Raw genomic sequence first — 26,475 nt, forward strand, 5'->3', positions numbered from 1 at the left:
CTCTGCTACAGTCTATGTCCAAAGCTCATGTAATTGGATTAGGTAAGTCCGGTGTTGCTGCGGCGAGATTGTTGAAACGGGAAGGCTGGGAGGTGGATCTAGGCGATCGCAACACCTCTGACACCTTCCTGGAACAACAACAAGAACTTGCTGCCGAACAAATCACCGTTAAACTAGGATATTCCCTAGATTTAACCGATACTGATTTACCCCAATTAATTGTTGTTAGTCCCGGTGTACCTTGGGATATCCCCGTGTTAGTCAAAGCCAGGGAACTAGGGATTGAAACCATTGGTGAAATGGAACTTGCTTGGCGATATTTAAAATCCCAGCCTTGGGTAGCCATCACGGGTACAAACGGCAAAACGACCACCACAGCCTTAATCGCCGCCATTTTCCAAGCCGCCGGTTTTGATGCCCCCGCTTGCGGTAACATTGGCTATGCAGCTTGTGAAGTTGCACTCGCACCAAAACTTCCCGATTGGGTAATTGGTGAAATTAGCAGCTATCAAATCGAATCATCCTCCTCGTTAGCACCCCGCATCGGCGTGTGGACAACATTTACACCAGACCACCTCGCCCGTCACCAAACTTTAGAAAATTACTACGATATCAAAGCCAAGCTGTTAAAGCAGTCGCAATTGCAAGTATTCAACGGCGATGATGCTTATTTAAATAAAGTCGGTCTGAATCATTGGCCTGATGCTTATTGGACAAGTGTTAAAGGCAAAGATTTTTTAATTGGCGACAAAGGTTTTTACATTGAAGATGGTTGGGTGATTGAGAAAATCAACGCTACTTCCACACCAACCAGAATTATTCCCGCCTCTGCATTACGAATGGTCGGAGAACACAACCTGCAAAATCTCCTCATGGCTGTAGCCGCAGCCAGATTGGCAGATATTCAACCCGACGCAATTACCAAAGCAATTAGAGAATTCCCTGGTGTACCCCACCGCTTAGAACATATCTGCACTTGGGAAGGTATTGACTTTATCAACGACAGCAAAGCCACCAACTACGATGCAGCCGAAGTGGGGTTAGCCTCAGTGAAAAGTCCGACAATTTTGATTGCGGGGGGAGAAGCCAAACCCGGCGATGATACAGGTTGGTTAGCCAAAATCCAAGCCAAAGCCGCAGCCGTATTACTCATTGGCGCAGCTGCACCAGCCTTTGCCCAACGCTTGCAAGAAGTAGGTTACACCAATTACGAAATCGTGGAAACAATGGCAAAAGCTGTACCTCGTTCAGCAGAATTAGCCAAACAGCATCAAGCACCTGTAGTTTTGCTGTCTCCCGCTTGTGCGAGTTTTGACCAGTATCCTAACTTTGAAGTGCGCGGTGACGACTTCCGCCAGTTGTGTTTAGCTTGGGCGGGGAGTTGATAAATTATATAGTTTTTGGGGCGTTCTATCAAACAATAAGCAAGATTTGGGGGATTCTCCTCCAAGCCCCCGATTGGGGGACGGTTGCGTCACCCAATCCCCCTCCAAAATCATTTTTTCGTTTTTTGTTGAGTTATAGCCTTTTAGGCTTAAAGTGCTACCAATTTAAGAAAAGAATGCCACAGATAGAAATCAGGAAAGTCTTACTGGAGCTAGATTTATTAATTGCGAATTACGAATTGCGAATTGCGAATTGGTACACCAGTACTCGACTTGAAGAATTATGAGTACAACTAGCAGCATTTACGCAGAAATTTGGCGGAACAATCAATGGGAAGCAATTCCTGAACCGAAGTGGTCAAAAGGTAAAAGAATACCAGTATGTTACATGAATCCTGGTACACCATACGAGTTATACGCTGCTCTTGTTGGTTACCATCATCACTCTCTGAGTTATTATCACTGGCATACTGAAAAAATAGTTCCAGTTTCAGAACCGCGTGGTTTACCAGAAGATATGAATCCTATTTATCAGGACTATTTTGAAAATAATCGTCTCGGAATAGAACATCACTTTACTTGGTTCATGGTTCAAGAAATTATTGACTATGATTGGGATAGAATATTCCCGCCATGTAAAGGCTATGTAAATCATCAGTATGCCTATTTATTTTCTGCTTCGGCTCCTTTTCCTAATGATTTACCAGACGATGAGCCTGTTTATAAAATGAAAAAAGACAACACAACTGAAGTTTCATGGGTACAGAGTTATAGAGAATATGTCGGTTGTGTTGATTGGTTTATTCAAGAATTACTAAAGTTAGGTCATCCCGCAGAAATTAGAATTCTTTTCTGGCTCCATTAGTTATTAGCAATCTTACAAATTGCCATAATATGTGAGGAATATTTGTTAGTAGTGTAATGAACAAGTTCTAGTCCCGCACTTTCTAGTTCTTGGGTAAGTTTAGGCATTTCATATTTATGATGTCTCCAAATTGTAATTTCTTTACCCTTGGGGATTTCAACAGATTTATTTATTCCTTGAAAGCTAAAATCAATAGTGTAATTATGCTGGAATTTGATATTAGCTACAACGCTATCTGTGGCTAAGTCGTACTTTCTAATTAGTTGACAATCTTGAGATTTAATACCAATTGTATTTTTGATTGTGCGATATATTGCTTCGGCGTGATACTTACAGCCGCCTCTGGCTATTCCATCCCATTGAGAGTTAGAACCAATTTCATTAGTAAAGATGAGCAAATCATTTTCATCCATACTCTTTCTAAAGTTACTCAGTACCTGATTTCTATTGTGATGGTTGCCCATTGTCACACCTAAGTGCAGAATGATTTTGGGGTTTCCTGAGAAATTTGCAGGTATACAGCTATTTTCAATGTCAATTTGTTGGTTGCTATAATCCAGTTTAGGAAACCAACTTGTAAAATTTCTTTTGGATACAGTCAGCAATCCTTCACTAATATCTAAAGCAATATATTTATTAATTTTATTCAATTGATTGAGTCGGTAAACAAATTCTTTGGCTGGGTATGAATTTCCTGCACCCACATCGATAATATTGACTTGGATGGATTTTGAGATATTTTCATAAATATATGCAAAGTTATCCCTTAACAGGTCAATTTCTACACTTGATTGGCGATACCATTTAGGGCTAACAAATTTTTGATAAAAATCATGCCAAATTTTTGCACCTTGTCCTTTATAAGAATATTTTAGGGGGATTTCCCATCGAGTTTCTAAGGCGTGGATAATTTCTAAAACTTCTGCTGGGGAAAAAACAGTGTAGAACTCAGAACTTGGCTTTGCTATACGAGGGTGAAAAATAGAATTATCTGAGGAAAATTGCGAGTTTTGATGAAAGTTTTTTGCCATTATTCCTAGTTCTGAGGTGGGTTAAGTAGAGAAAGTACATCATTGACCACTTGGCCAGTCTTGTATTTTCTCATACCTTGCTCTCAAACAAGGTCAGGACTTACACATAAAGATTTTGGGAATGAAAGAGTGTATGTTGCTGTCATATTAAATTATGCTTGATGGCGCGATCGCTAGGCATAGTTAGCATATCCTTGTAAATTGATAGTGAGGCGTTTCTAAACAGCAAACAGCATGGCAGATATTCCCAATTCCATCGCATCATACCGAGCCTTAGCATTGCAAGTTACTTGTCATGCTGTCAATCAAGCAAGCGATCGCCACTCAGCCCAAGAAATCATTCATAATACTATCAACCGCTTGGCACAACAAATCGCCGCCAGCATTGCTTTTATTGGGTTTGACTGTCGTTTAATTGTCCTCCCAGAATATTTCCTCACAGGTTTCCCGATGGGTGAATCTCTGGCTGTGTGGGGAGAAAAAGCTTGTATAGAAATGCACGGCGCAGAGTATGAAGCCCTCGGTAAAATTGCCCAAAAGCATCAAATCTTTTTAGCTGGAAACGCCTACGAACTCGACCCCAACTTCCCCGGCTTGTACTTTCAAACTTGCTTTGTCATTGACCCTTCTGGCACGATTGTTTTGCGGTATCGACGGCTAAATTCTTTGTTTGCACCAACCCCCCATGATGTTTGGGATCAATATCTTGATTGCTATGGTTTAGAAGGGGTTTTTCCTGTGGCGAAAACCGCAATTGGCAATTTAGCCGCTTTAGCTTCCGAAGAAATTTTGTATCCAGAAGTGGCGCGGTGTTTAGCCATGCGTGGTGCTGAGATTTTTCTGCATTCCACCTCAGAAGTGTATAACAAAAACCTCACACCCAAAGACGCAGCGAAAATTTCTCGTGCTGTGGAAAATCTAGCTTACGTTGTTTCTAGCAATACCGCAGGTTTAGCTAATAGTACTATTCCCATCGCTTCCGTTGATGGTGGCTCAAAAATAGTAGACCATCGCGGGATTGTATTAGCAGAGACAGGCGCAGGTGAAAGCATGGCCGCCTTTGCCGAGATAGATTTAGCTGCTTTAAGACGCGATCGCCATCGTCCGGGGTTAAATAATTTACTTTCCCGTCAGCGATTTGAAATCTACGCCCAAAGCTACAGTGAGGCACAATTTTACCCAGCAAACACTATGCTAAATCAAGAAGTAGACCGCAAACACTTCATCCAAACACAGCAACAAACAATAGAACGCCTATCTCAGCTAGGAGTGATTTAAAAGTATGAAATCTGACAAATGACCAATGACAAATGACACATGAAAAAACCAATCGAAGTCCGTAACCCTCGAACGGGAAAATACGATTATGTAATTATCCCACCGCCGCCAAAACTGCTGGCACAGCAATGCAACCGGGCGCGGAGGGCGCAAGTGCGTTGGCAAAAACTGGGGGTAGAAGGGAGAGTTGCAGCTTTACAAGAATGGAAGCAAGCAATATTAACTAGACGCAACAAACTCACAGATGCTTTGGTCAATGATACGGGTAGATTGTCTATCTCGGTGATGGAAATCGACTCGTTTCTATCTAGCATTGATCGCTGGTGTGGGTTAGCGCCAGACTTATTACAAGATTCAGCGAAAAATACATCTATTCCCTTTATCGCCCTACAACAAACATCAACCCCTTACCCTGTAGTTGGGGTGATTAGTCCCTGGAATTTCCCACTATTACTATCTACAATCGATACTATTCCGGCGCTGCTGGCGGGTTGTGCGGTAGTTGTTAAACCCAGTGAAATTGCACCACGTTTCATCGCTCCACTCACAGATGCAATTAATGAAGTGCCGGCGCTACGTGATGTTTTAAGCTTTGTCGAAGGTGCAGGAGAAACTGGTGCGGCTTTAATTGAAAATGTAGATTTAATCTGCTTTACAGGTAGTGTCGCCACTGGACGCAAAGTTGCAGCCGCCGCAGCTAACAAATTTATCCCCGCTTTTTTAGAATTGGGTGGGAAAGATCCGGCGATCGTTTTAGAATCAGCCAATTTAGAATTAGCCACATCAGCGATTTTATGGGGTTCCGTCGTCAACACCGGACAGTCATGTTTATCAATTGAGCGAATTTACGTTGCTGAATCTATCTTTGACAAGTTTTATCATCAGTTAGTAGCTAAAGCCCATCGCCTACAACTAGCTTATCCCGCTATTGAAAGTGGCGAACTTGGCCCGATTATTGCCGAAACACAAGCTGGCATAATTAACGAACATATCTCCGATGCAGTAGAAAAAGGTGCTGTGATTCATTGCGGCGGCAAAGTTGAGGAGTTAGGCGGCGGTTGGTGGTGTCGTCCCACTGTGTTAACTCAAGTTAACCATACAATGAAAGTCATGACGGAAGAGACCTTTGGCCCTATCATGCCCGTCATGGCTTTTGCCACGGTAGAAGAAGCAGTTAATTTAGCTAATGATTCAATTTATGGACTAAGTGCGGCGGTGTTTGCAGAAACGGAAACTGAAGCATTAACAGTTGCCCAACAAATAGATGCAGGTGCTATCAGTATTAATGATGCCGCCCTCACCGCTATTATGCACGAAGGTGAGAAAAACGCCTGCAAATTCTCTGGTTTAGGAGGTTCGCGCATGGGTGCAGCCGCCCTCAAACGGTTTTTGCGGAAAAAAGCCTTTTTGATTAAAACTAATTCTAATCAAGACCCTTGGTGGTTTGATATGGCAGGAGGCAGAAGGCAGGAGGCAGAAGGCAGTAGGTAAGTCTTACTATAGCTGGCATTCGTGCTTTTTAAATGTCCTCACCTATACTTCGCTGCTAAGTAGGTCGTCGTGAATATTTATCGTCAGGATAAGGCAGGAGGCAGAAGTAAAGAGGCTTTTAGCTTAGTTAATCTTTCGTAACATAGTTAGGTTTTTTCCCACCGACTTACTTATGATCAGTAATCTGATTAATACGATGGTTTGTCATAGTGACAGTTGTAGAACTGTCACTTGTAGCATATTCAATTTTGCCACATCAGATGTAATCTTACTTTTTGCAAGGAGTGATACCACTTCACGAAACATTAGTTACAATTAGTTGGCACAATACCTCTTTAGATAGATGTGTTGTGTTTGATAAATATTGTAGCCATCAAGTGAACTGGTGTAGAGTTACACTAAAAAGCACTGAGGTGAGCAAAATCCTTAAGTGCTTTTTTGTGAAAAAATTAAACTTGATTGGCAGTGTGGACTAATTGTCCTTGTTTATATGCTTGTCGAAGTGCGATCGCTTCTGCCACAATATGCTGGGCGCTCAATCCTTCTTCATCCATCATTTTTTGCAAAGTCATCCCAGTTTGTTCTGACGGTTCATGAATTGGCGGAACTTGACAGTATCTCCCACCGTTTTTTGTCCGTCGCCAAATACTAGGTTTTTCATTTTTATACTCAGCAGTTTTGGCTGGACGCTGCTTTTTAATTAAAGAACGCACACTTTCTTGATTAATAATGCTTAAATCTAGTAGCCGATTGATAACTTGCTCGTATTTTTTGCTGTTTTCTGCCAATTGATAAATAGTTCTCGGCTCAACTTGCGCGACATCTTGCGGCGAAAACTTCGCAAACGCTTCTGCTATTTTCAGATATCGCTTTTCTTCACCTTGCCAACCATGTTCTAAAAGTAGCTGTTTGTAATCTCGCAAAGAAAGCTGTTTTTTTTGTTCCGCCAACCAAAAAGCATGATGCAAAATTACCTGAGTGACATCAGTTAGCCTTTGAAAAGCAATATGTTCGCGCTTAAAAATTTTTGGGCGATTAGCTTGATGTTCATGATATTGCTCAAACTTCGATTGGGTTTGGCCTGCAACTATACCCTGTAATGGTGTCATCATAGTATTGATATCGTTTAAACTTCGAGTCGGCAAAGTATCGCTCAGAGGTCTATCACTAGAACAATTGTACTACTAAAATCTCAATAAAAAACCCCAAACATACTTAAATTTGGAGTCAAAGTGTGAAATCTTGATTGGGTAAGGTTTTTGAGCCAAAAGTTTTTTTATCAACTTTGATTGAGTGTTAACTTTTTTAACCATTCATCTGCTTCTGTGTAGAACTTAAACTTTTGTTCATCAGAGCGAAATCGGCTGGTGTGAACCATTCGTTTACCATTTACCCACTTTGTGCCGTGGTATTTATGCAGTAATTCGTGGTATAAAACAAACTCAGCCACAAACTTAGGGATATGAACATTATCCAGAGTTGTGCTAATAACTACCCTATCTCTAGCTGGCTCGTAATGCCCAAACTTACGATAGGTTTTGATTTGGCTCCATACAAGCCTCGGTTTAACAAGATTTGCTGCAAAATATTCAAAATTAAGCTGATCAAACAATTCATTTAAATTATAAAAATTACCTTGAGGGTTTTCGGCAATTACCTCTGTAATTAAATCTAACTCTAAAATCACAGCAATATACTCTTCAGAACTCGCAAACCCTCTAATTAATCGAGTACTTTCGGGATTTTTACCAAAGAGAGTGCATTGTATTAACGCTTGTAAAACTTCTTCCTCCGCATTAATAAAACCTTCGTTCATCTTAAGTGCAACAACTTTACTAGACCTTTTACCTTGATATAATCCCGCTAAATTAGTAAATTCAACCATAATTTCTACAGCACTTTGTTGTTCTGTAGAGAGGATTTGTGCAATTATTTGTCGTACACGATAAGTACTGTTTAGGTGAATTTGTAGGTTTTGTTCCTCAGAGAGAAACTTCAACCAAGCATAGATTTTACGAGATGAATGAGTCAGGTTTGCGGGTGTGATTTGTTGGTTAGTGCAGATATTTTCAATTGTGGAGACTGTTTGATTGATAGTTTGGGTTAATTGTTGAATTTTATTTGTATGGGAATCAGGCTGAGATGCTAAATTAAAAATATTTTGTAGAATATAGTTTTGTTGTATTTTAATATTTTTAATGCTAATATTCTCGCGTTTCAAAGCCTGCTGAAATCCGAATTTATCTGCGTTCATCTGCGTTCATCCTCTTCAATCTGCGGTTAATTATTTTTTGGTATACCTCACAAACTGGATAAAAATATTTAACTTTTAACAGAAGATTGTTTATCACTAGCAATAATATGAATATCAATATTTTTCAATAAACGAACTAATTTTTGGGTTAATGAACCTTTAAACAGAATTTGCCAACGCGATCGCTGGCTTTCTCCGATGACAATTTGGGTAATGCGGTATTTCTCTGCAACTTCAGCGATCGCTTGAGCGATGTTACCATTGGTGACGCGAAGAAAAGTACCTGTAAATTCTTGACATAGCTTTTCACAGTTGTGAATGTGTAAACTTTCTTCCTTATTTAAAAAACGCTCAGGATCAGCAACAAACACAACATACAGTGGTGCATTCATATAATTAGCCAATCTCGCACCACGGCGCAATAATTGTAATGAATTTGGGTAAGTAGATACACAGACTAAAACTCTCTCGTGGATGTTGCAAAATTGTCCATTAGGACTAGAGGCGATCGCATCTTCTTCGATGTTGTCGGCTACCTCTCGCAAAGCCAATTCTCGTAAAGCAATCAAATTCCGGCGCTGAAAAAAGTTATCTAAAGATTGTTGGATTTTTGACTGCTCGTAAATTTTCCCTTCCAATAATCGCTCTTGCAGAGTTTCGGGTGTCACATCTACTACTACCACTTCGTCTGCTGCTTCTAAAATCCTATCTGGAACTCGTTCTCGTACCACCACCCCCGTAATTCTTGCTACCAAATCATTGAGACTTTCTAAATGCTGCACATTCATCGTAGAGTAAACATCAATACCCGCAGCCAAAATCACTTCCACATCTTGGTAGCGTTTTTCCCGTGGGGAACCAGGAACATTGGTATGAGCCAGTTCATCAACTAAAACCAATTGGGATTTAGACGCATAAGAGCTAGTTCCTAAACATCGCTGTAAAATCGCCTCGGTATCCATTTCTGTCAGCGTCAACCCACCTCTAGCAATTTGCTGACGCGGAATAATTTCTAATCCTGCGGCTTTTTCTGCTGTTTCTTTGCGTCCGTGGGTTTCTAACAGTCCAATAACTACATCTATTCCTTCTTGTTTGAGTGCATTTCCTTCCTCTAACATTCGATAGGTTTTACCCACGCCAGGAGCCATCCCAATAAAGATTTTATGTTTGCCTCGACGCGCTGGGTAAGAAGAATTGATAGCTACACCTGAATTAGTTTGGTCTAACATAAGAATGCTATGTGAAGATGCGATCGCTCTCATCCATTCAAGAGAGCTACCCTAGAATTACTGTACAATCTCCAGAGGATTTGCTGAAATGAGTAAATTGATGTTACCAAATCTTCAGGGTAGGCAAATGGGGCAAGTTATAGTTACCCTCACCGTGACAAATCGTATTGATCGAGTTTTAGCCCAGCGAGGCTTTATTCCAGAAGCAGAAGTTCGCTCTTGTGAATTAGAAAACGTTTTGGTTGACACAGGTGCAACTTTACTTTGTTTACCCGCTAATATTATTAGTCAATTAGGTTTAGTTCCAGGTGGAGAAGCCCAGGTAGAAACTACTGCTGGAGTACAACAAGGACGAATATTCCGAGATGTGGAAGTAAGTATTGGAGAACGCCAAGGAACATTTGATTGTTTGGAACTCACAGAAGTATCTTATGCTCTTTTAGGTGTTACGCCTATGGAAGTTTTAGGATTAGAACCAGACTTAAGAAATCGTAAGTTGCGGGTTTTACCGATGAATTCTGAGCAAACTTACCTGAGTGTATTGTAGGCGATCGCACTGCTCAAGCCCTTTGTAAAGAAGTACAATTTTTCATTGATTTAACTTCCGATTAATATCTTGCAAATCAAGCGCATAATTCAAGCGGAGAATATTAATTCCTGGTTCGCCGAAAATCCATAAAAATCTGCCATCAGTAAACTTATTTAGTAAAGGAATGATGTCATCTTCTTTGATACCACGAGCATTAGCTACTCTTGGTAGTTGTTCTCTGGCGGCTTTGAGGGAAATATGTGGATCTATACCTGAACCAGAGGTATAAATTAAATCTTCACTTGGTTGAATACTTTGTTCTTGATATTGAGTAGCTTGTTCAGTTACACGGTTGAGTAACTCTGGGTTACTGGGAGCCAGATTACTACCACCAGATATACCATTTGGTTTTGCCTTTCTACCTTGACTATATCTGACGGCGCTGGGACGACCTTGAAAATAGCGATCGTCTGTAAATATCTGACCAATTAAAGTTGAGCCAATGGGCTTATCATCTATATTTAATACGATGCTGCCATTAGCTTGAAACGGAAATAAACCTTGACCGATAATTAAGATTGCTAAAGGATAAATTAGTGCTGTTAGCAACCATAATATCAACGTCATACGCATTGCTCTGAGAGCTTCTCGAATAATTACCATAATAATTGTTGAGTGTTGAGGATTAAGTTTTTAAAAGCGTTCTGGCTGAAAAAACACCACAAATAAGTAAATAATCAGCCCTAAAAGAATGGCAGATAAAACACCATAAGCCCAAGTAAATTGAATTTGTAATGTGTTATTGCTGGCTGCATAAGCTACACGAGAAAGTCCTAAATTAATTCCAATTACAATCAAAATTCCGATAACAAATTTTTGTTTACGCCATTGTCGCATTAAATCCATAAACTCTTTATTCATACTTATCTGCTAATTTCCCTCACTAACAGGGTAAAAAATTAAAATTGGTCAATAGCAAAGTGCTGAGTGCTGAGTAGTCAATATAAATTAAGATTTTTGGTGATTTTTGCTTAAGTCGTTAGAAATTTCCCACTTCACACTTACTTCTATGCCAAGCCGACTGCGGTAATCAATAAATCTATGATTTTAATGGCAATAAATGGTGCAATTAACCCACCTAAGCCATAAATTAAAATATTACGTTTTAATAGTTGATTTGCTGTCAACGGGCGGAATTTTACACCTTTTAAAGCTAAGGGAATTAACGCCGGAATAATCAGCGCATTGTAAATGAGTGCCGATAGTACCGCCGAATTCGTACTAGTTAAATTCATAATATTGAGACTTTGCAGATTAGCGGCTGCAAAAATTACTGGGATAATTGCAAAATACTTAGCAATATCATTAGCAATTGAAAATGTGGTTAATGCCCCACGGGTAATCAGCAATTGTTTACCAATACTGACAATATCGATGAGTTTGGTGGGATCAGAGTCCAAATCAACCATGTTGGCTGCTTCTTTAGCTGCTTGTGTACCTGTATTCATAGCGACACCAACATTTGCCTGTGCTAAGGCGGGAGCGTCGTTAGTTCCGTCGCCTGTCATTGCTACTAGTTTGCCTTCGGCTTGTTCTTTTTGAATGACGCTGATTTTATCTTCTGGTGTGGCTTCAGCAATAAAATCATCGACACCAGCTTCTTGGGCAATTACAGATGCGGTAATGTGGTTGTCTCCGGTGAGCATTACAGTATACACACCCATCCGGCGTAACTGGGCAAAACGCTCACGAATACCGGGTTTAACAATGTCTTTGAGATAGATGACACCGTAAATTTCTTGATCTAAGCAAACCGCTAACGGTGTACCTCCTTGTTGGGAGACTCGCTGGTATGCGGTATCTAATTCTGGAGTATCTCGGCCGTTGCGCGATCGCACAAATCCTTGAATTGCTCCGACTGCACCTTTGCGGACTTCTCGTCCATTGGCTAAATTTGTACCACTCATCCGGGTTTTAGCAGAAAATTCCACGGCGGTGGCACGGCTGGGATCAAAATCTAGCCTTGCGCCTAATCTTTCTGCCAGCCGCACAATCGATTTACCTTCTGGTGTATCGTCAAAGATGCTGGCAATTAAGGCAATATAAGCCACTTCCTGCATAGAATGACCGTTAATTGGAATAAATTCTTCCGCTAAACGATTACCCAGGGTAATTGTGCCGGTTTTATCTAAAACTAACGTATTGACATCACCACAGGCTTCTACCGCCCGTCCAGAGGTAGCAATCACATTATATTGGGCAACTCGATCCATCCCTGCAATCCCGATGGCGCTGAGTAAACCACCGATGGTTGTGGGGATCAAGGCGACTAATAAAGCAATTAAAACGGGGATGCTAATTGGACTTTGAACGTAGTAGGCAAAGGCTGGCAAGGTAGCCACTACAAACAGGAATATTAAGCTTAATACGGACAGTAATACTGTTAAAGCAACTTCATTTGGTGTTTTGCTGCGTTCTGCACCTTCGACTAATGTAATCATCCGATCAATAAAACCTTTGCCGGGATCAGCTGTGACGCGGATGATTAATTCGTCAGAGATGATGCGTGTACCACCTGTTACGGAACTTGCTACGTCTGAACCTGATTCTTTGAGGACTGGTGCAGATTCCCCGGTAATGGCTGATTCATCCACCGAGGCGACACCCATAATTACTTCCCCATCGGCGGGGATGATATCGCCAGCCACAATATATACGTTGTCACCTTGTCTGAGGCTAGTGGAAGGAACTTCGGAGATTGAACCATCAGAGGCGAGTTTTTTGGCGATGGTTTCTGATTGGGTCGATCGCAACGCATCAGCTTGGGCTTTACCACGTCCTTCGGCAACAGCTTCAGCAAAATTAGCAAACCACACTGTAAAAAACAAAATTCCGGTGAGGATACCGTTAAACAGTTGGGGATTTCGCTGTTGGGTGGGGCCGAATAAGTTGGGATCAATCGTTACAGCCAAGGTAATCAGCGTACCAATCCACACCACAAACATCACCGGATTTTTAATGGCGGCGATGGGATTGAGCTTGATAAAAGCATCCTTGATGGCTCTCAAATAAATTCCTTTGTTATCGATTCTGGCCTTTTTCCGCGCCTGACGGCGATCGCTCGGACGCAGTTTTGTGTTTTTTGATTTTTGGGTAGGTGCCACTTGGTTCATATAGTTGAGTGGTGCAAGGGGATGGGGGAAGGGGTGCGGGGGGCAGGGGGGCAGGGGGCAGGGGGGCAGGGGGCAGGGGGGCAGGGGGCAGGGGGGCAGGGTGCGGGGGGGCAAGGGGGATAAGGGGGATAAGGGGGACAAGGGAGACAAGGGAGTAATTTTCTATTTCTACCTTGTCTACCCCCTCTACCTTGTCTACCCCCACTACCTTGTCTACCCCCTCTACCTTGTCTACCCCCACTCCCCACTCCCCACTCCCCACTCCCCACTCCCCACCCCTAACTGCCAGATGCTAGTTTAAATCCTTCGGCGATGGGGCCTAGGGCTAAAACGGGGAAAAATGTCAAGACTCCTAAAATCAGTACTATACCAGCAGTCACTGTGGTGAAGAGTAGGGAATCGGTTTTGAGGGTTCCTGGTGTTTCTGGTGTGGTTGGTTTGCGGGACATATTATCAGCTAACAGTAAGATGGCAATCATCGGGATGTAGCGCCCTGCCAACATACTCAAACTGGTGCTGAAGTTCCACCACAGGGTATTATCGGCGAGTTTTTCTAAGCCAGAACCGTTATTGGCGGCGGCTGAAGCATATTCATAAACAACTTGGGAAATTCCATGAAAGCCTGGGTTAGTAATGCCAGACAAAGAAAAGGGATAAGCTAAGGCGATCGCACTGGGAATTAAAATCACAATGGGGTGAATCAACAGCACAACACTGGCGAGAACGATTTCGCGCTTTTCGATTTTGCGTCCTAAAAATTCTGGTGTGCGTCCCACCATCAACCCCGTTAAAAACACCGTGAGAATTAAGTAAATCAGCAAGTAAGCGATCCCTGTACCCTGTCCTCCCCAAATAATCTGCACAAATAAATTAAATAATGTCGCAAATAATCCTTGGGGCATTAAAGAATCCAGCATTCCATTGACTGCGCCTGTCATGGTGGCGGTGGTAGTCACAGCCCACAATGCTGTCTGCACAACTCCAAATCTGGCTTCTTTACCTTCTAAGTTCGGCAAATCTGCTACTAAGTTGGCATTCACCAGGGGATTTCCTTGCAGTTCGCCAGTGACTGTCACCCACACTAAAATTACGAAGGCGGTAAACACCATCCAAAACAACAGCCAAGCTTGTTTGAAGTTTTTCGCAAAGATCCCGTAGGTAAATATCAACGCTGAGGGAATGGCAATCATGGCGATGAGTTCAATAAAGTTAGATGCGCCATTGGGGTTTTCAAAGGGATGAGCAGAATTCGCCGCAAAGAAACCACCACCATTCTCACCCAGCATCTTAATCATCTCAAAGGAAGCAACAGGGCCTCTAGATATATATTGGGTGCTGCCTTCTAGAGTTTCCACAATTAATGGTTTATCTAGGGTTTGCGGTACGCCCAAGAAAACAAGCGCGATCGCTCCCACTAGGGAAATCGGTAGTAATATTCTGGTAATACCACGAGTCAGGTCAACATAAAAGTTACCCAATTTTTTGCTAGTCAAACCGCGAATAAAGGCGATCCCCACCGCCAACCCTGTACCAGCCGAAGTGAACATCAAAAAGCCTAACGCCGCGACTTGGCTGAAGTAACTGAGAGTATTTTCGGGGATGTAGTGCTGCTGATCGGTGTTGGTAACAAAAGAAATTACCGTGTGCAGTAATGTATGCCAACGAGGAGCGTAAAATCCATTGGGATTCCAAGGTAAAAATTTTTGAGTATGTATCAACCCAAAAACTAAAATCCCCATCACCAGATTGCTAGACAGAATCGCTCGGATATACTGCCAGCCCGTCATATCATCTTTTCTATTCACACCTGCAACTAGATAAATACTGTGTTCTATCGGGTTCATCAGGGGATCAAGGATTGTTCTTTGTCCCAGGAACACACGCGCTATATATCTTCCCAAAATAGGTGCGATCGCTATGACAAGACACAGCGTCAAGCCAATTTGTAAAAAACCTTGTCCCATTTATTTTGCGCTCAGTTTAACTTAATACTCGAAAGCTAATTATTTTAGATATATGGCGGATTTTCACTTGAAGTATATAATCTATGTCTCCGGGTAGAGAAATAGACTTTTTTACTTCTAGATTCTGAATTCTGCTATAACAGTGAACTATTTGACGATGAGATTGTGAGCAAGTTGGCAATATTTTATTGAGTCTCAATACATCTATCTAGATTTACTCTGTTCATTCACTACAATTTTTTAGTTACTTTTTAAAGTTTCTGTCAAGAGTATTTAAAATCTAATCTGAGTGACTGATTGAGGTGGTGTGACAGCCCAATTTATGTAATTGCACTAATTTGATAGTAGTTTAAGATACTATTTCCAATTCAATGGGGAATGTATGGTTGTTTGGTAATAACTTTAAGTACTGAGTGCTGAATGCTGAGTCATCAGCGATGCTTCCGCTTCCTCATTGTTGCAGGGAAGGGTGACAGTCACAATTGTATACTCTTGGGGCTTACTGTCAATTTTCAGGGTACCACCGTGCAGTTCTGCTAATTTTTTAGCAATGATTAAGCCTAGCCCAGAGCCTTGCTGTTCATGAAGTTTGCGCTCAAATTGCCGATAAGCACCTAATTCAGCAATTTGCTCTCGGCTCATCCCCCGGCCGCGATCGCTAAAAGATACACTAAAAGTATGATTAACAGTCTTGGCTGTAATTTTAATCGGTGTACCACTGACAGAAAACTTTAAAGCATTATCTAGTAACTCTTCAATAATTCTGGTAATCTTGGTCAAAGAAATCTTGACAATACACGGTGATAAGTCAATTTGGATATCATTTTCTCTACCGGCATTTTTGACTCTTTCATCTATTAAATTAGTCAGTCCTGGTGTGGGAAATTCCGTTGACTGCTTTTGAATTTCGCAGACACGCTGCGGATCTGTCGCAATAATTTCTAGTTCTGCGTACAGTAAAAATTTTTGAATTAAATGAAATAAACGTTGACTTGATTGATGAATGAATTCTGCCATTTCTTTGATTGATGCTGCATCTAGCAGTTCACTTTCTTCCATCAGAATTTGCGAGAAACCTAAAATTCCATTAAGTGGAGTGCGTAATTCGTGAGGCAGTGACAAAGTAATACTAGTACGTAATTTATCGAGCTTATCTTGAGTTTGTTGATAAATTGCTGTTTGTTTTTCTAACCGACAAGTAATAGCCGCTAATAATTCTGTTCGAGAAAATGGTTTAACAATGTAGTCATCAGCGCCTAAATCCATACCTTTACGAAAGTCTGGTTTTTCTGATTTGGCCGTTAAAAAAATGAAGGGAATAATTGCTGTTCTCGGATTTTGGCGTAATTCTTTCAGTACTTCATAACCATCGATTTCTGGCATCATTACATCACAGATTACCAAATCAGGAACTTCGGTTTGTGCTAACTGTAAACCAAAGTAACCATTTTCGGCAGTGATTACGTTAAAATTCTCTGCATAAAGTAAATCCACCAGATTTTGACGTACATTTATGTCATCTTCAATCACTAATATTTTATTCATATATTTAATTAAATGTGAATAAATATAAAATTTTTAAAATATATTTTAAATAGCTTCTATAAATGAGACATGACATAAATTTTTCGCTATATGCACCCATTTTGCTTCTAAATCACCAATTGAATTATATATTTATCTTTCTTTAAGAAATACAAAAATTTCATGTATTCAAAACAAGGATTATAAATTTTACATAAATTTAGATGTATAAATGTCTATTACTCCATAAAAAATTCTCAAACTCTGGTGCTGGTAATGGACGACTAAATAAAAAACCCTGCATATAATCACAGTGAGCATCGCGTAAAAAGTGCAATTCTTCTTCTGTTTCTACACCTTCAGCCACTACTTGCATATTCAGGTTATGCGCCATTTCAATTAAAGCTTTAGTAATAGCTGATTTTTGCCGATCAACAGCTACATTATGAATAAAATAACGGTCGATTTTTAAGGTATTAATCGGTAAATTTTTGAGATATATGAGTGAAGAATAGCCTGTGCCAAAATCATCAATAGCGATTTTTAAACCTAAAGCTTGCAGTTTATTCATAGTAGCGATCGCACTATTGATATCTTGCATAATCATGCTTTCAGTCAGTTCGATTTCTAAATATTGGGGTTCCAGATGATTTATTTGTAAAAAATCAGTAATTTTTTTGAGTAAATCTGGATGATTAAATTCCATCACCGATAAGTTAACACTAATTTTCAAATAAGCAATCCCGACATCATGCCAAACCTTAATTTGTTTACAAACATTTTGTAATACCCATTGATCAATCGGGACAATTAAACCTGTAGATTCAGCAATTGGGATAAATTCTGTGGGCGTGACTAAACCTAATTCTGGACTTTGCCAACGTAATAAACTTTCAGCCGCGATGATTTGCCCAGAAGCGATATCAACGATTGGTTGATAATAAACTTCAAATTCTTGAAATTTTTGTTTCTGCACCACCTGTTGCAAGTTCATTTCCAACAACTGAATTTTGGGTGAGATAGTCTTAGTAATATTCTTTGGATGAGATAAATATTTTTTTAAAGTAGCCTGTCTTTCGAGACGGTTCATAATTGCACTTAACAATTCTGCCCGTGTAAATGGCTTAGTTAGATAATCATCTGCACCCATATCCATACCTTGGCGAAAATCAGACTTGGCAGATTTGGCTGTCAAAAAAATAAAGGGAATTGTGGCTGTCAATGGGTCTTGTCGTAGTGCTGTTAACACTCCATAGCCATCAACTTCTGGCATCATCATGTCACATAAAATTAAGTCTGGAACCTCAGCAAATGCCAAATCTACCCCTGTTTTCCCATTAGCAGCAGCAATTGTTTGAAAATCCTCTGCTTCTAATAAATCTAAAAGGTTTTCCCGGACAGATTCTTCATCTTCAATTACCAAAATTTTAATCATCTTTTTCCTCAATTCGCATTGTGTGATTTAATGGTAGAGTGACAGTAAAGGTAGTACCTACTCCCAAGGAACTAGTTACAGCAATTTGACCTTGATGTATATCTACACACTTCTTGACAATTGCCAGTCCTAACCCAGTTCCGAGAATATTGCCTACATTTTTAGCACGATGAAAAGACTCAAACAAATGTGGTAAGTCTTCGGGAGGAATCCCAATTCCTTGGTCTTGAATTTCTAAGATTACTTGTACATCTGTACAAGTTAAGTTTAATTTAACAGTACTCCCCTCTGGAGAATATTTAATTGCATTGGAGAGTAAATTATTGAGAATATGTCCGAGTAATTTTTCATCCATACAGCATGATCTGACAGGATATTGACTCGTAAATACAATCAAACAGCGATTGTTTTGATTGAGTTGTGCTTCTTCAATGACGTGATCACAGTAGGCTACTAAATCAAAAATCGTGGGCGTGTATTCTAGTTTCCCAGCTTCTGCTTTCCCAATCACTAAAACATCGTTCAACATTTCATTAATGCGGTTCACTGCGGCTTGAATGCGATGCAGGTGAGTAATTTGCTTTTCTTCTGTCCATTTATGACGATAATGTTCCAGTAATTCAGCAGACGACAAAATTGTACTCAAAGGTGTGCGAAATTCGTGAGAAGTCATAGAAACAAACCGAGATTTCAGTTCATTTAGTTCTTTTTCTTTCTCTAGGGCGACTCTGAGTTCCTGTTCTAATTGCTTGCGCTTTGTGATGTCTGCCAAATAACCCACCATTTCCACTGGATTACCCGCATCATCCCGGACAAGTTTACCTTGGTCGGAGACCCAACGGTAAGTGCCATTTTTGTGGCGAAAACGATATTCTAAGCTGTAATGTTCTTGCTGCAAAATTTTATTGAATTCGGCAAGAACATTCTTCACATCTTCGGGGTGGATGTGGTTCGACCAAAAGTTGGGGTCTTCTGTGAAATCCTGTGGTTGATAACCAGTGATGGAACTAATATTGTTGCTGACAAAGGTAGCACCAATATTCTCGGCAGCTTTACTGGTGTAAATGACCGCCGGACTGGATGAAAGCAAGTATTGCAGTCGCTGTTGACTGACTAGTAAAGCTGTTTCTGTTTGTTTGCGTTCAGTAATATCTGTTTGAATGCCGATGTAATGGGTAAGTACCCCATCAGCGTCGTAGACAGGAGATACATTCAGTTCATTCCACCACAGACTGCCATCTTTGCGATAGTCCCACAGCACGACAGTACAGGCTCGACCAGCTTGTATGGCAGCACTGAATTCTCGTAAACCAGATTGTTTCATATCTGCACGTTGGAATAAGCCAAAGCTTGTCCCAATGACTTCAGCTGCACTGTAACCTGTCATCTTTTCATAGGCTGGATTAACGTAAATAATCGGGCCGTTGGGAATGCTGGCATCGGCAATGATAATACCATTGCTGCTGGCGGCGATCGCCCGATCACGGAGTCTTAATCCTTCTTCTGCTTGTTTGCGGGGTGTAATATCAGTATGAATAGCAACCAATCCGGCAATCTTCCCTGTGGCATCTTTAATGGCGTTAGCTCGTAGATAAATTTGTAACAGCCGCCCATAACGACTTTGCATTGTCACTTCACCACGCCATGACTCTCCATTAGCGATCGCAGTTAATACTTGATTTAACTCTTGTGCATATTTGAAAATACTAGTTGAACCGCCAGCCACTTGATATTCTTCTAAGGTATAACCGTATATTTCCGTAAATCCCGAATTAATATAAGTGATTTTACCTGTAATATCTGACATACAAACAGCATCACTAGTACTTTCGATGGCTTTTTGAAAAAGAGTTAAAGATTCCTCTGCCAATTTGCGTTTTGTAATATCTGTAGATAAACCACAAACAGCGTAAGGAACCCCATCGGCATCTTTTAAGGGAAACTTCACGGAAAAGTAGGTGCGTAACCCATCCTCTAAGGGGACAGATTCTTCTACTTGGATGGGCAAACCATGAGTCATGACCTGGAGGTTATTCTTCGCAAACCCATCGGCAATTTCTGGTGGCCACAAATCATAAACACTTTTACCGACAATTTGCTCTGGGGTGATGTTAAGTAGTTGTTCTATATAGCGATTCACCAACATAAATCGATGGTTGGTATCAAAAATATAAATTGCCGCAGCCGAGTGATCTAAAATTGCCTGGAGTTGCTGTTGAGTTGCTTTTAATACGGTTTCAGCTTGTTTGCGTTCGGTAATATCTCGATTTGTGCCACGATAGCCAACGAATTTGCCATCTGCATCAAAGACCGGCACGCCACTGGTTTCTAACCAAACTAAATGCCCATCTTGATGAACTTGGATGTTTTCTAGACATTTAAACGGTTTTGGTGAGGCAAAAATTGCCGCAAAACCAGGGGCTAGGGTTTCATGCAATTCTGCTGGCATGAAATCTAGAGGTGTTTTTCCTAAAACTGCTTCTGGTTCGTAACCCAAAATGTCTTGAATTTTGGAACTGACATAAGTATAAACACAGTTGAGATCCACTTCCCAGATAACATCGTAGCTAGATTCAACCAAGTTCCGAAAGCGTTGTTCACTGTTTTTCAGAGCTAGTTCGGCTGTAACGCGGTCATCAATGTCAGTATTTGTCCCAAACCAAGTGTAAATTTCACCTGCTTGATTTCGCCAAGGAATTGCTCGTACGAGATGCCAGCGATATGTTTGATCTGTGCCTCTGAGCAAGCGAAATTCAGCTTCCAATGGTTGACCTGTGGCTAAAGATGTTTGCCAATTTGCTAAACATTGGGGTAAATCATCGGGATGTAGCCATTCCTGCCATCCTGAGCCACAAACCTGCTCTGGAGTGCAGCTATGATAGTCGAGAGCTTTTTGGTTAACGTATTCGATGCTGCCATTCGCATTCGCTATCCACACATGCTGGGGTATGGATTCGGCTAAGAAGCGAAAGCGTTCTTCACTGATTTTTAAATCTGCTTGTGCTTGTTGACGTTCAGTGATATCTTCCACTGTCCCCAACAGACCAACTACATTACCTGTAGGGTCATGGATAGGGATTTTATTAATTTCTAACCAACTTTGTTTGCCATTTAACAGTCGGAGGGGTGAAATCAGATGATGTTCTGATTGATTTGTCTCAATCACTCTGACATCGCATTCATGGTGAAAGTCTGCTTCTGATTTACTTGCCAGAAACTCATGTCCAGTTTTGCCAATAATATCTTCTGGTTTTTCCACACCCACAAGTTTGGCAAAGTTCCGATTACAACCCAAAACCACAGAGTTGCGATCTTTCCACAGAATGCCTTGAGGAATGGCATCCATGACTAATTGCAACATACTTTGAGACTGTCGTAGTTGCGCTTCGACAATCTGGCGTTCGGCAATTTCGGTTAATAATTGCTGATTTGCTTGCTGTAGGGCTGTGGTGCGTTCAATAACTCGCTGTTCTAATTCTTGGTTGGCTTGTTTGAGTGCTGCTTGTGTTTGTTTGAGTTCGGTGATGTCTCGTCCTTCGCTAATCAGCAATAAGATTTTGCCTGTTTCGTCTTTGAGGGGTTTGAGAGAAAAATCTATGGTGCGGACTGTTTGATTAGCACCTAACATTTCGACTTCGTAACGGATAAATTTTCCCCTGGATGCGATCGCAATTGCTTGTTTTAATTGCTGTGGAATAGTCGGCGAAATCTGCCACCAGGGAGTTTCCCAAAACAATTGGCCGACTACATCTGATGCTTGCAGCCCCCCAAAATCAAGTAATGTTTGGTTGGCTTCGAGTAATTTACCTTCTGGGGTGAGTAAGCCAGAAAATTGAAACGTGCCATTGAAAATTGCCCGGAATCTTCTTTCGCTTTCGTGCATGGCGGCTTCTGCTTGGATGCGTTCAGTCACATCTATATCTATAGCGACGAAGCGATAAATTTGTCCATGATCATTTTTGAGGGGAAAGATTTTGCTAGAAATCCAGCGTTGCTCGCCATCAGGGCGAACAATTTGATATCTTTCATCAAAATATTCACCAGTTAATAAATTTTGAAACGCTGCCATGACGCGATCGCGGTCTAAAGGAGCAATGGCGGCAAAATATGATTGGGGATCTTCAATCAGGCGATCGCAACTTCTCCCCCAAATTTTTTCATAAGCTGGGCTAACATAATCTAATTTTTGTTGAGTTGCATCCCAGACATAAAAAGCTTGGGGGAGATTTTCGGTTAATTGGCGAAATAATTCTTCGCTCTTCTGTAATGCTGCTTCTGCTAATTTGCGCTCGGTAATGTTGCGGTGGATAGCCACAAAGTGGGTGACTTGTCCTTGATCATCTTTAATCGGCACTAAGTTCATATCCACCCAATAAGTTGAGCCATCCTTGCGATAGCTAAGTAACTCGGTTTTAATGGGCAAACCCGCTTGCACAGATGCAAACAGTCGATTCATTTCGGTACGGCTAGTTTGTTCGCCATGCGAAAATCGCGGTGTTTTTCCGATGACTTCTTCTAATGTGTAGCCAGTCATCTGAGTAAATGCTCTGTTGGCATAAACTATCCGTGGTTCAATCTGGCCGTTAGTAATGTGAGCTGCGGTAATTAAAATGGAATCGTTGGCATTGACCACTGCTGACTCTAGTAAACGTAGTCTTTCTGCTTCGATGGTGCTTTGAGTTGATTTTTCTAGTACTTGACAAATACTTTTGGGTGTAACTGTGCCAATTAGTTGATCTGCTTCATCAAGAATGGGCAAAATATTTAATTGTTGCTGACGTAAAAGTGATAATACTGCGGTGATATCCTGAAATTCAGATATCTTCAGTGTAATTACTGGAGATTGCATCACCTCCGTAATTTTGGTAGTTTGACAGTCAATATTTGCAGCTAAAATTTTGACCACATCTTGCGCGGTCAACCAGCCTATTACTTGCGAAACTGAAACTACCAACACATCCACACCACACTTTGCCATCAGCGAGATTACCTCTGATACTGTTGCTTCCGGCTGAACCGTTAGTGGCGAAAAGTCAATTACAGCCTCTAAGCTTTGTAGCCAGAGATGTTGTTCTTGAGTATACATAGATAATCACGATAGCTATCATCAATGAATAGTTATCTCAACTTATATATTCCCGTATGTTCTGGGATTAGGCAGGTAAATTAATAATATTATCCTAATGAAAAATACTGTAAGTATAATGTAAATTTTGGATGAAGAATGGTTAATTATAGATATTCGGTTGGGTGAACGAAATTTTGTGTGGGATTTCTAGCTAAGTATCCAAAAAATTACCCTCCATACTCCCCACACTCCCCACACTCCCCACACCTTTTTTCTCTCACCCTATTCGATTTGTTTATGAATTTACTTGTTTAGGAGGGGAGTGGGGGGAGACAAGGTAGAAATAGAAATATTACTCCCTTATCCCCCTTGTCTGCTTTGTCCCTCTACCGTAGTTGCGATCGCCTCTCGCCATAACGCAACAATCTTTCAATCGTGGCTAGGCGATTTTCCCAAACTTTGACTTGATAAGGGTTATTAGTCCCGGCTTCTCGCATCCAAATGCGAAATTTTGACTGGAAGCGAGTTAAAGAAGCTTTGGCTGTGAGTAGTTTAGCGGGAGAAGGTGCAGCCGCCAGTTGAGTTAACGCTTTTTCGACTACTTCGATTTGATTGTTAAAATCCGCAATATTAATAGCTGGGAAGGGAATTTGCTCGTTTTGAATGACTAACTGCCATTCGCGTTTTAACAATCCATAACGCACCACGGCAGTTGCAAAAGGTTGGCGTAGAGGAATTGGTTCATTAGCCACAGATGGTACTTGACCTTGAGTACTATTCAAGATTTTCAGCAAATCGTTATTAAAATTCTCAGCCGCAAACAGGGCATAACCACTGGCGGGTAAATCTCGAATCAGTTGTAATTGGTCAAAGGCGGCTAAATTTGGTAACGACAGTAAACGAATTCCTGGTACTAATAAAGTTGAACCCAACTGACTAGAAGCTATCCAAGGTTGGGCAAGACGTTGGAAACGGGCAGTATCTTGAGCATAAGTCATAGGGACAATTACATCTATATCGCCTCGTCTCGCCCACACTTCCCAATGTTGTTGGAGTTTCTGAATCCGTTCTCTTTCTGGTAAGGGAAACACCGCCACAGACAAAATTAAATCTTCCCGCTTTTGTCGCAGCATTGCTGAGACTTCAGCCACAAAGCTATCGATTTGTTGGGTGCGAAATTCTGTCCACTTTTGCCATAACTCGGTTTGGCTGGGGGAAATCGTCAAGGGATCAACGCCAGTTAATTGTTGAAATTGCGCTCTGGCGGCTTTGCCATAACCGTAACTTCTACCAGCAAAGGGATCTTGGAAAGGATAGCGAATGTAATCTAGCTGTAAACCATCTACTTGATATTCGCTGACAATTTCCTCAAACAACTTCAGGAGATATTGGCGCAGTTCTGGGTTTGCTGGATCAAAAAATGGTTTAGTTTGACCAGGGGGAATGGTGTTGCCTTTGTTGTCGTAGTTTGCCCAATCGGGATGGGCTGCTAGGACTGGCCCTGGATAATCGGGATGAACATTAATTACTTGGTTGTGGCGTTGGTTCCCAGCAGCAAAAGCCCACACCCAAGCGTGTAATTCCATATTGCGTTCGTGGGCTAATTTCACCGCCACGGCTAAGGGGTTCCAGCCTCGAATCAGGGGGTTTTGCTGGGGTGCAACTTTACTGGGATAAATGGGGTAACTGGCGTTGAGGGTTTCAAAAAAAACCGTGTTAATGCCTGACTGTGCCAAGCGGTCAAAAATTTCGGCTAATTTCTTTTCGCCACCAGCCCGGACAATTGTCCCCCTATCTAACCAGACGGCGCGGATTTCGGCGGGGGCTAATCTTCGGCTCAGGGGAAAATGTTTCCACAAATTGGTTCTGGTGGCTAACCACTGTTGCCGGGCTAGGGCATAGTTTTTATTGGCGAGGAGTTGGGGAATGTTTTTAGCAACTAGTCGCGCTTGGGCAATGGCTTGTTCTTTACTCTGGCTAGATAACCCTGGTCTAGTGGAGGCGACACGGGTTTCATCTTCTTTCAGGGACTGGGGGTTGCTGGTGATGGCTTCATCCAGATTCGCTGTGTGAACTGAGGCGGCTAAATGGGCGCTTTCTACCCGACTAATTAAATTTTCTAATTCTTGCTGGAGAGCGATCGCTTCTTTTTCATCAATGGGTGCATTAGAATTTGGTTCGACATTCCAATGTACTGTTTGTTCTAGTTGGTCAATGGCTTCGGCTGGGGATGATGGACGCGGGGCGCGGGGAACGAGTGGTGCTTGGGGAACTACAGGTGTAACAGCCGGAATATTCGCGGTAGCAGTCTCGATGGTCGTCGCACAGCGAGAGTCAGCCCCAGGAATTTTTTGCTGTCCTGAAGATGGGGCAGTGAGATGATGATCAATGGCAGCTTTTAACCAAGCATTATCTAACTCAAAACTCGAAGCTGCATCTGTTCCCCAACGCCAGCCAAATAAGGTAGACCATTCTGTACTGACAACGGCGGCGGGATTATCTTGGGCGTTCCAAACGGCGGTGGCTTGACTAGCCCCACCTTCGGGAATAATCACACCGCCTCGCACTTGCCCAAATAGTTCTTTTTGGTTAGCCCATTTTTGTGGTTTATTGGTGGCTGGTTTAATTTGTTGTGTTTCATCTAAACCAAAGCCCCAATAACTTCCCAGGAGCGATCGCAACAACTGTCGGACTCCCGGTGCTGATAAACTGCCGACAGGGCCACTAGCGATGACTTTACCGCCTTTACTCACCCAGGATTCTAACGCGATCGCTTGGGCAGGGTTTAAAGTTTCAACGTTGGGCAGAAATAATAGCCTGCGATCGCCCCAATCACCACTGCTTCTCACTTGTGCTAAAGGAATCACACAATACTTAACTCCAAGAGTTTGTAAGCGTTTAGTAATTCCTGTCCATTGCTGTTGATTTTCTGCACTCTGGACTACACTTAATACAGGTTCTGCATCTGCCGCCCTGACTGATAAAATATTAAAACTAGTTAAACAATTAATCATTAAAAAGTTAAAACTAAAAATGAAGAATCTGGCTCTTTTGGTGACTTTGATTGCAGTTTCCTGATTCTTCACTTTTAACCCTCACTTTAATTTAGTATTTAACAGCACTTATTATTTATCATTCAGCATAACAATAAAATACCTCCGAAAAACAACTGATGTTTTTATATTTGTCAAATAAAAGTCAGGATTCAAAATTCATGTTTTAACGAACCGCAAAGGGCGCAAAGGACAC

17 protein-coding genes and 1 pseudogene are annotated in these 26,475 nt (G+C 41.4%); 5 read left to right on the top strand and 13 right to left on the bottom strand.

Annotated elements, in window-relative coordinates; translation table 11 throughout:
- The first annotated feature begins 14 nt into the window (after nucleotides 1–14).
- Both murD and H6G74_RS02060 read left to right on the top strand, forming a co-directional pair.
- The gene (murD, locus tag H6G74_RS02055; RefSeq protein WP_190966062.1) at nucleotides 15–1,385 is read left to right on the top strand and encodes a UDP-N-acetylmuramoyl-L-alanine--D-glutamate ligase; all 1,371 of its coding nucleotides are present in this window, start codon (nucleotides 15–17) and stop codon (nucleotides 1,383–1,385) included.
- A gap of 283 nt (nucleotides 1,386–1,668) precedes the next feature.
- On the top strand, nucleotides 1,669–2,250 hold the full coding sequence (locus tag H6G74_RS02060; protein WP_242051133.1) for a hypothetical protein: 582 nt from the start codon (nucleotides 1,669–1,671) through the stop codon (nucleotides 2,248–2,250).
- On the opposite strand, the gene H6G74_RS02065 is transcribed toward H6G74_RS02060, so the two are convergent.
- Nucleotides 2,247–3,281 carry an L-histidine N(alpha)-methyltransferase gene (locus H6G74_RS02065; protein ID WP_190966063.1) on the bottom strand — a complete coding sequence of 345 codons (1,035 nt, stop codon included), beginning with the start codon at nucleotides 3,279–3,281 and terminating at the stop codon, nucleotides 2,247–2,249. The two genes, H6G74_RS02060 and H6G74_RS02065, sit on opposite strands and share 4 nt — an antisense overlap.
- Before the next feature lie 234 nt (nucleotides 3,282–3,515).
- Here H6G74_RS02065 and H6G74_RS02070 point away from each other — a divergent pair, with 234 nt between their 5' ends.
- Nucleotides 3,516–4,559: a nitrilase-related carbon-nitrogen hydrolase gene (locus H6G74_RS02070; RefSeq protein ID WP_190966064.1), complete on the top strand. Its 1,044-nt coding sequence runs from the start codon at nucleotides 3,516–3,518 to the stop codon at nucleotides 4,557–4,559.
- A 39-nt stretch (nucleotides 4,560–4,598) separates the two neighbouring features.
- Nucleotides 4,599–6,050 (top strand): aldehyde dehydrogenase family protein, encoded by a 1,452-nt coding sequence (locus tag H6G74_RS02075; RefSeq protein ID WP_190966065.1) that lies wholly within the window; start codon nucleotides 4,599–4,601, stop codon nucleotides 6,048–6,050.
- Nucleotides 6,051–6,499: 449 nt separating this feature from the next.
- On the opposite strand, the gene H6G74_RS02080 is transcribed toward H6G74_RS02075, so the two are convergent.
- From H6G74_RS02080 to H6G74_RS02090, 3 genes are all read right to left on the bottom strand, one after another.
- Nucleotides 6,500–7,162, bottom strand: coding sequence for a hypothetical protein (locus tag H6G74_RS02080; RefSeq protein ID WP_190966066.1), 663 nt, complete (start codon nucleotides 7,160–7,162; stop codon nucleotides 6,500–6,502).
- 167 nt (nucleotides 7,163–7,329) lie between these two features.
- Nucleotides 7,330–8,304 carry a M48 family peptidase gene (locus tag H6G74_RS02085; RefSeq protein ID WP_242051134.1) on the bottom strand — a complete coding sequence of 325 codons (975 nt, stop codon included), beginning with the start codon at nucleotides 8,302–8,304 and terminating at the stop codon, nucleotides 7,330–7,332.
- 68 nt (nucleotides 8,305–8,372) lie between these two features.
- Nucleotides 8,373–9,533, bottom strand: coding sequence for a universal stress protein (locus tag H6G74_RS02090; RefSeq protein WP_190966067.1), 1,161 nt, complete (start codon nucleotides 9,531–9,533; stop codon nucleotides 8,373–8,375).
- An 88-nt stretch (nucleotides 9,534–9,621) separates the two neighbouring features.
- Between H6G74_RS02090 and H6G74_RS02095 the strand changes: the two genes are divergently transcribed.
- On the top strand, nucleotides 9,622–10,080 hold the full coding sequence (locus tag H6G74_RS02095; protein WP_190670048.1) for a retroviral-like aspartic protease family protein: 459 nt from the start codon (nucleotides 9,622–9,624) through the stop codon (nucleotides 10,078–10,080).
- Nucleotides 10,081–10,122: 42 nt separating this feature from the next.
- Here the strand turns inward: H6G74_RS02095 and kdpC are convergent, their stop codons facing one another.
- The 9 genes and pseudogenes from kdpC to H6G74_RS02135 all read right to left on the bottom strand — a co-directional run bounded on the left by kdpC (nucleotide 10,123) and on the right by H6G74_RS02135 (nucleotide 26,312).
- Nucleotides 10,123–10,725 carry a K(+)-transporting ATPase subunit C gene (gene kdpC, locus H6G74_RS02100; protein ID WP_190871827.1) on the bottom strand — a complete coding sequence of 201 codons (603 nt, stop codon included), beginning with the start codon at nucleotides 10,723–10,725 and terminating at the stop codon, nucleotides 10,123–10,125.
- 30 nt (nucleotides 10,726–10,755) lie between these two features.
- Nucleotides 10,756–10,983 (bottom strand): potassium-transporting ATPase subunit F, encoded by a 228-nt coding sequence (locus tag H6G74_RS02105; RefSeq protein WP_190966068.1) that lies wholly within the window; start codon nucleotides 10,981–10,983, stop codon nucleotides 10,756–10,758.
- A gap of 146 nt (nucleotides 10,984–11,129) precedes the next feature.
- Nucleotides 11,130–13,235 carry a potassium-transporting ATPase subunit KdpB gene (gene kdpB, locus H6G74_RS02110; RefSeq protein ID WP_190966069.1) on the bottom strand — a complete coding sequence of 702 codons (2,106 nt, stop codon included), beginning with the start codon at nucleotides 13,233–13,235 and terminating at the stop codon, nucleotides 11,130–11,132.
- A gap of 278 nt (nucleotides 13,236–13,513) precedes the next feature.
- The gene (gene kdpA / locus H6G74_RS02115; RefSeq protein ID WP_190966070.1) at nucleotides 13,514–15,199 is read right to left on the bottom strand and encodes a potassium-transporting ATPase subunit KdpA; all 1,686 of its coding nucleotides are present in this window, start codon (nucleotides 15,197–15,199) and stop codon (nucleotides 13,514–13,516) included.
- A gap of 402 nt (nucleotides 15,200–15,601) precedes the next feature.
- A complete protein-coding gene (locus H6G74_RS02120) occupies nucleotides 15,602–16,744 on the bottom strand; it encodes a hybrid sensor histidine kinase/response regulator (RefSeq protein ID WP_190966071.1) in 1,143 nt (380 codons plus the stop codon).
- A gap of 199 nt (nucleotides 16,745–16,943) precedes the next feature.
- Nucleotides 16,944–18,158: an EAL domain-containing response regulator gene (locus H6G74_RS02125; RefSeq protein WP_190966072.1), complete on the bottom strand. Its 1,215-nt coding sequence runs from the start codon at nucleotides 18,156–18,158 to the stop codon at nucleotides 16,944–16,946.
- Nucleotides 18,151–21,684, bottom strand: a complete 3,534-nt coding sequence (locus tag H6G74_RS02130) for a PAS domain S-box protein (RefSeq protein ID WP_449289971.1) — start codon at nucleotides 21,682–21,684, stop codon at nucleotides 18,151–18,153. Before H6G74_RS02130 ends, H6G74_RS02125 begins: the two co-directional genes overlap by 8 nt.
- Nucleotides 21,664–23,244, bottom strand: a pseudogene (locus H6G74_RS31880) (PAS domain S-box protein); the annotation flags it as partial. The gene H6G74_RS02130 and the pseudogene H6G74_RS31880, both read right to left, overlap by 21 nt.
- A 368-nt stretch (nucleotides 23,245–23,612) precedes the next feature.
- A complete protein-coding gene (locus H6G74_RS02135) occupies nucleotides 23,613–26,312 on the bottom strand; it encodes a glycoside hydrolase family 10 protein (RefSeq protein WP_190966074.1) in 2,700 nt (899 codons plus the stop codon).
- Nucleotides 26,313–26,475: the final 163 nt, after the last annotated feature.

Origin of the sequence: Nostoc spongiaeforme FACHB-130, from assembly GCF_014698475.1 — a bacterium.
Lineage (GTDB): Bacteria > Cyanobacteriota > Cyanobacteriia > Cyanobacteriales > Nostocaceae > Nostoc_B > Nostoc_B spongiaeforme.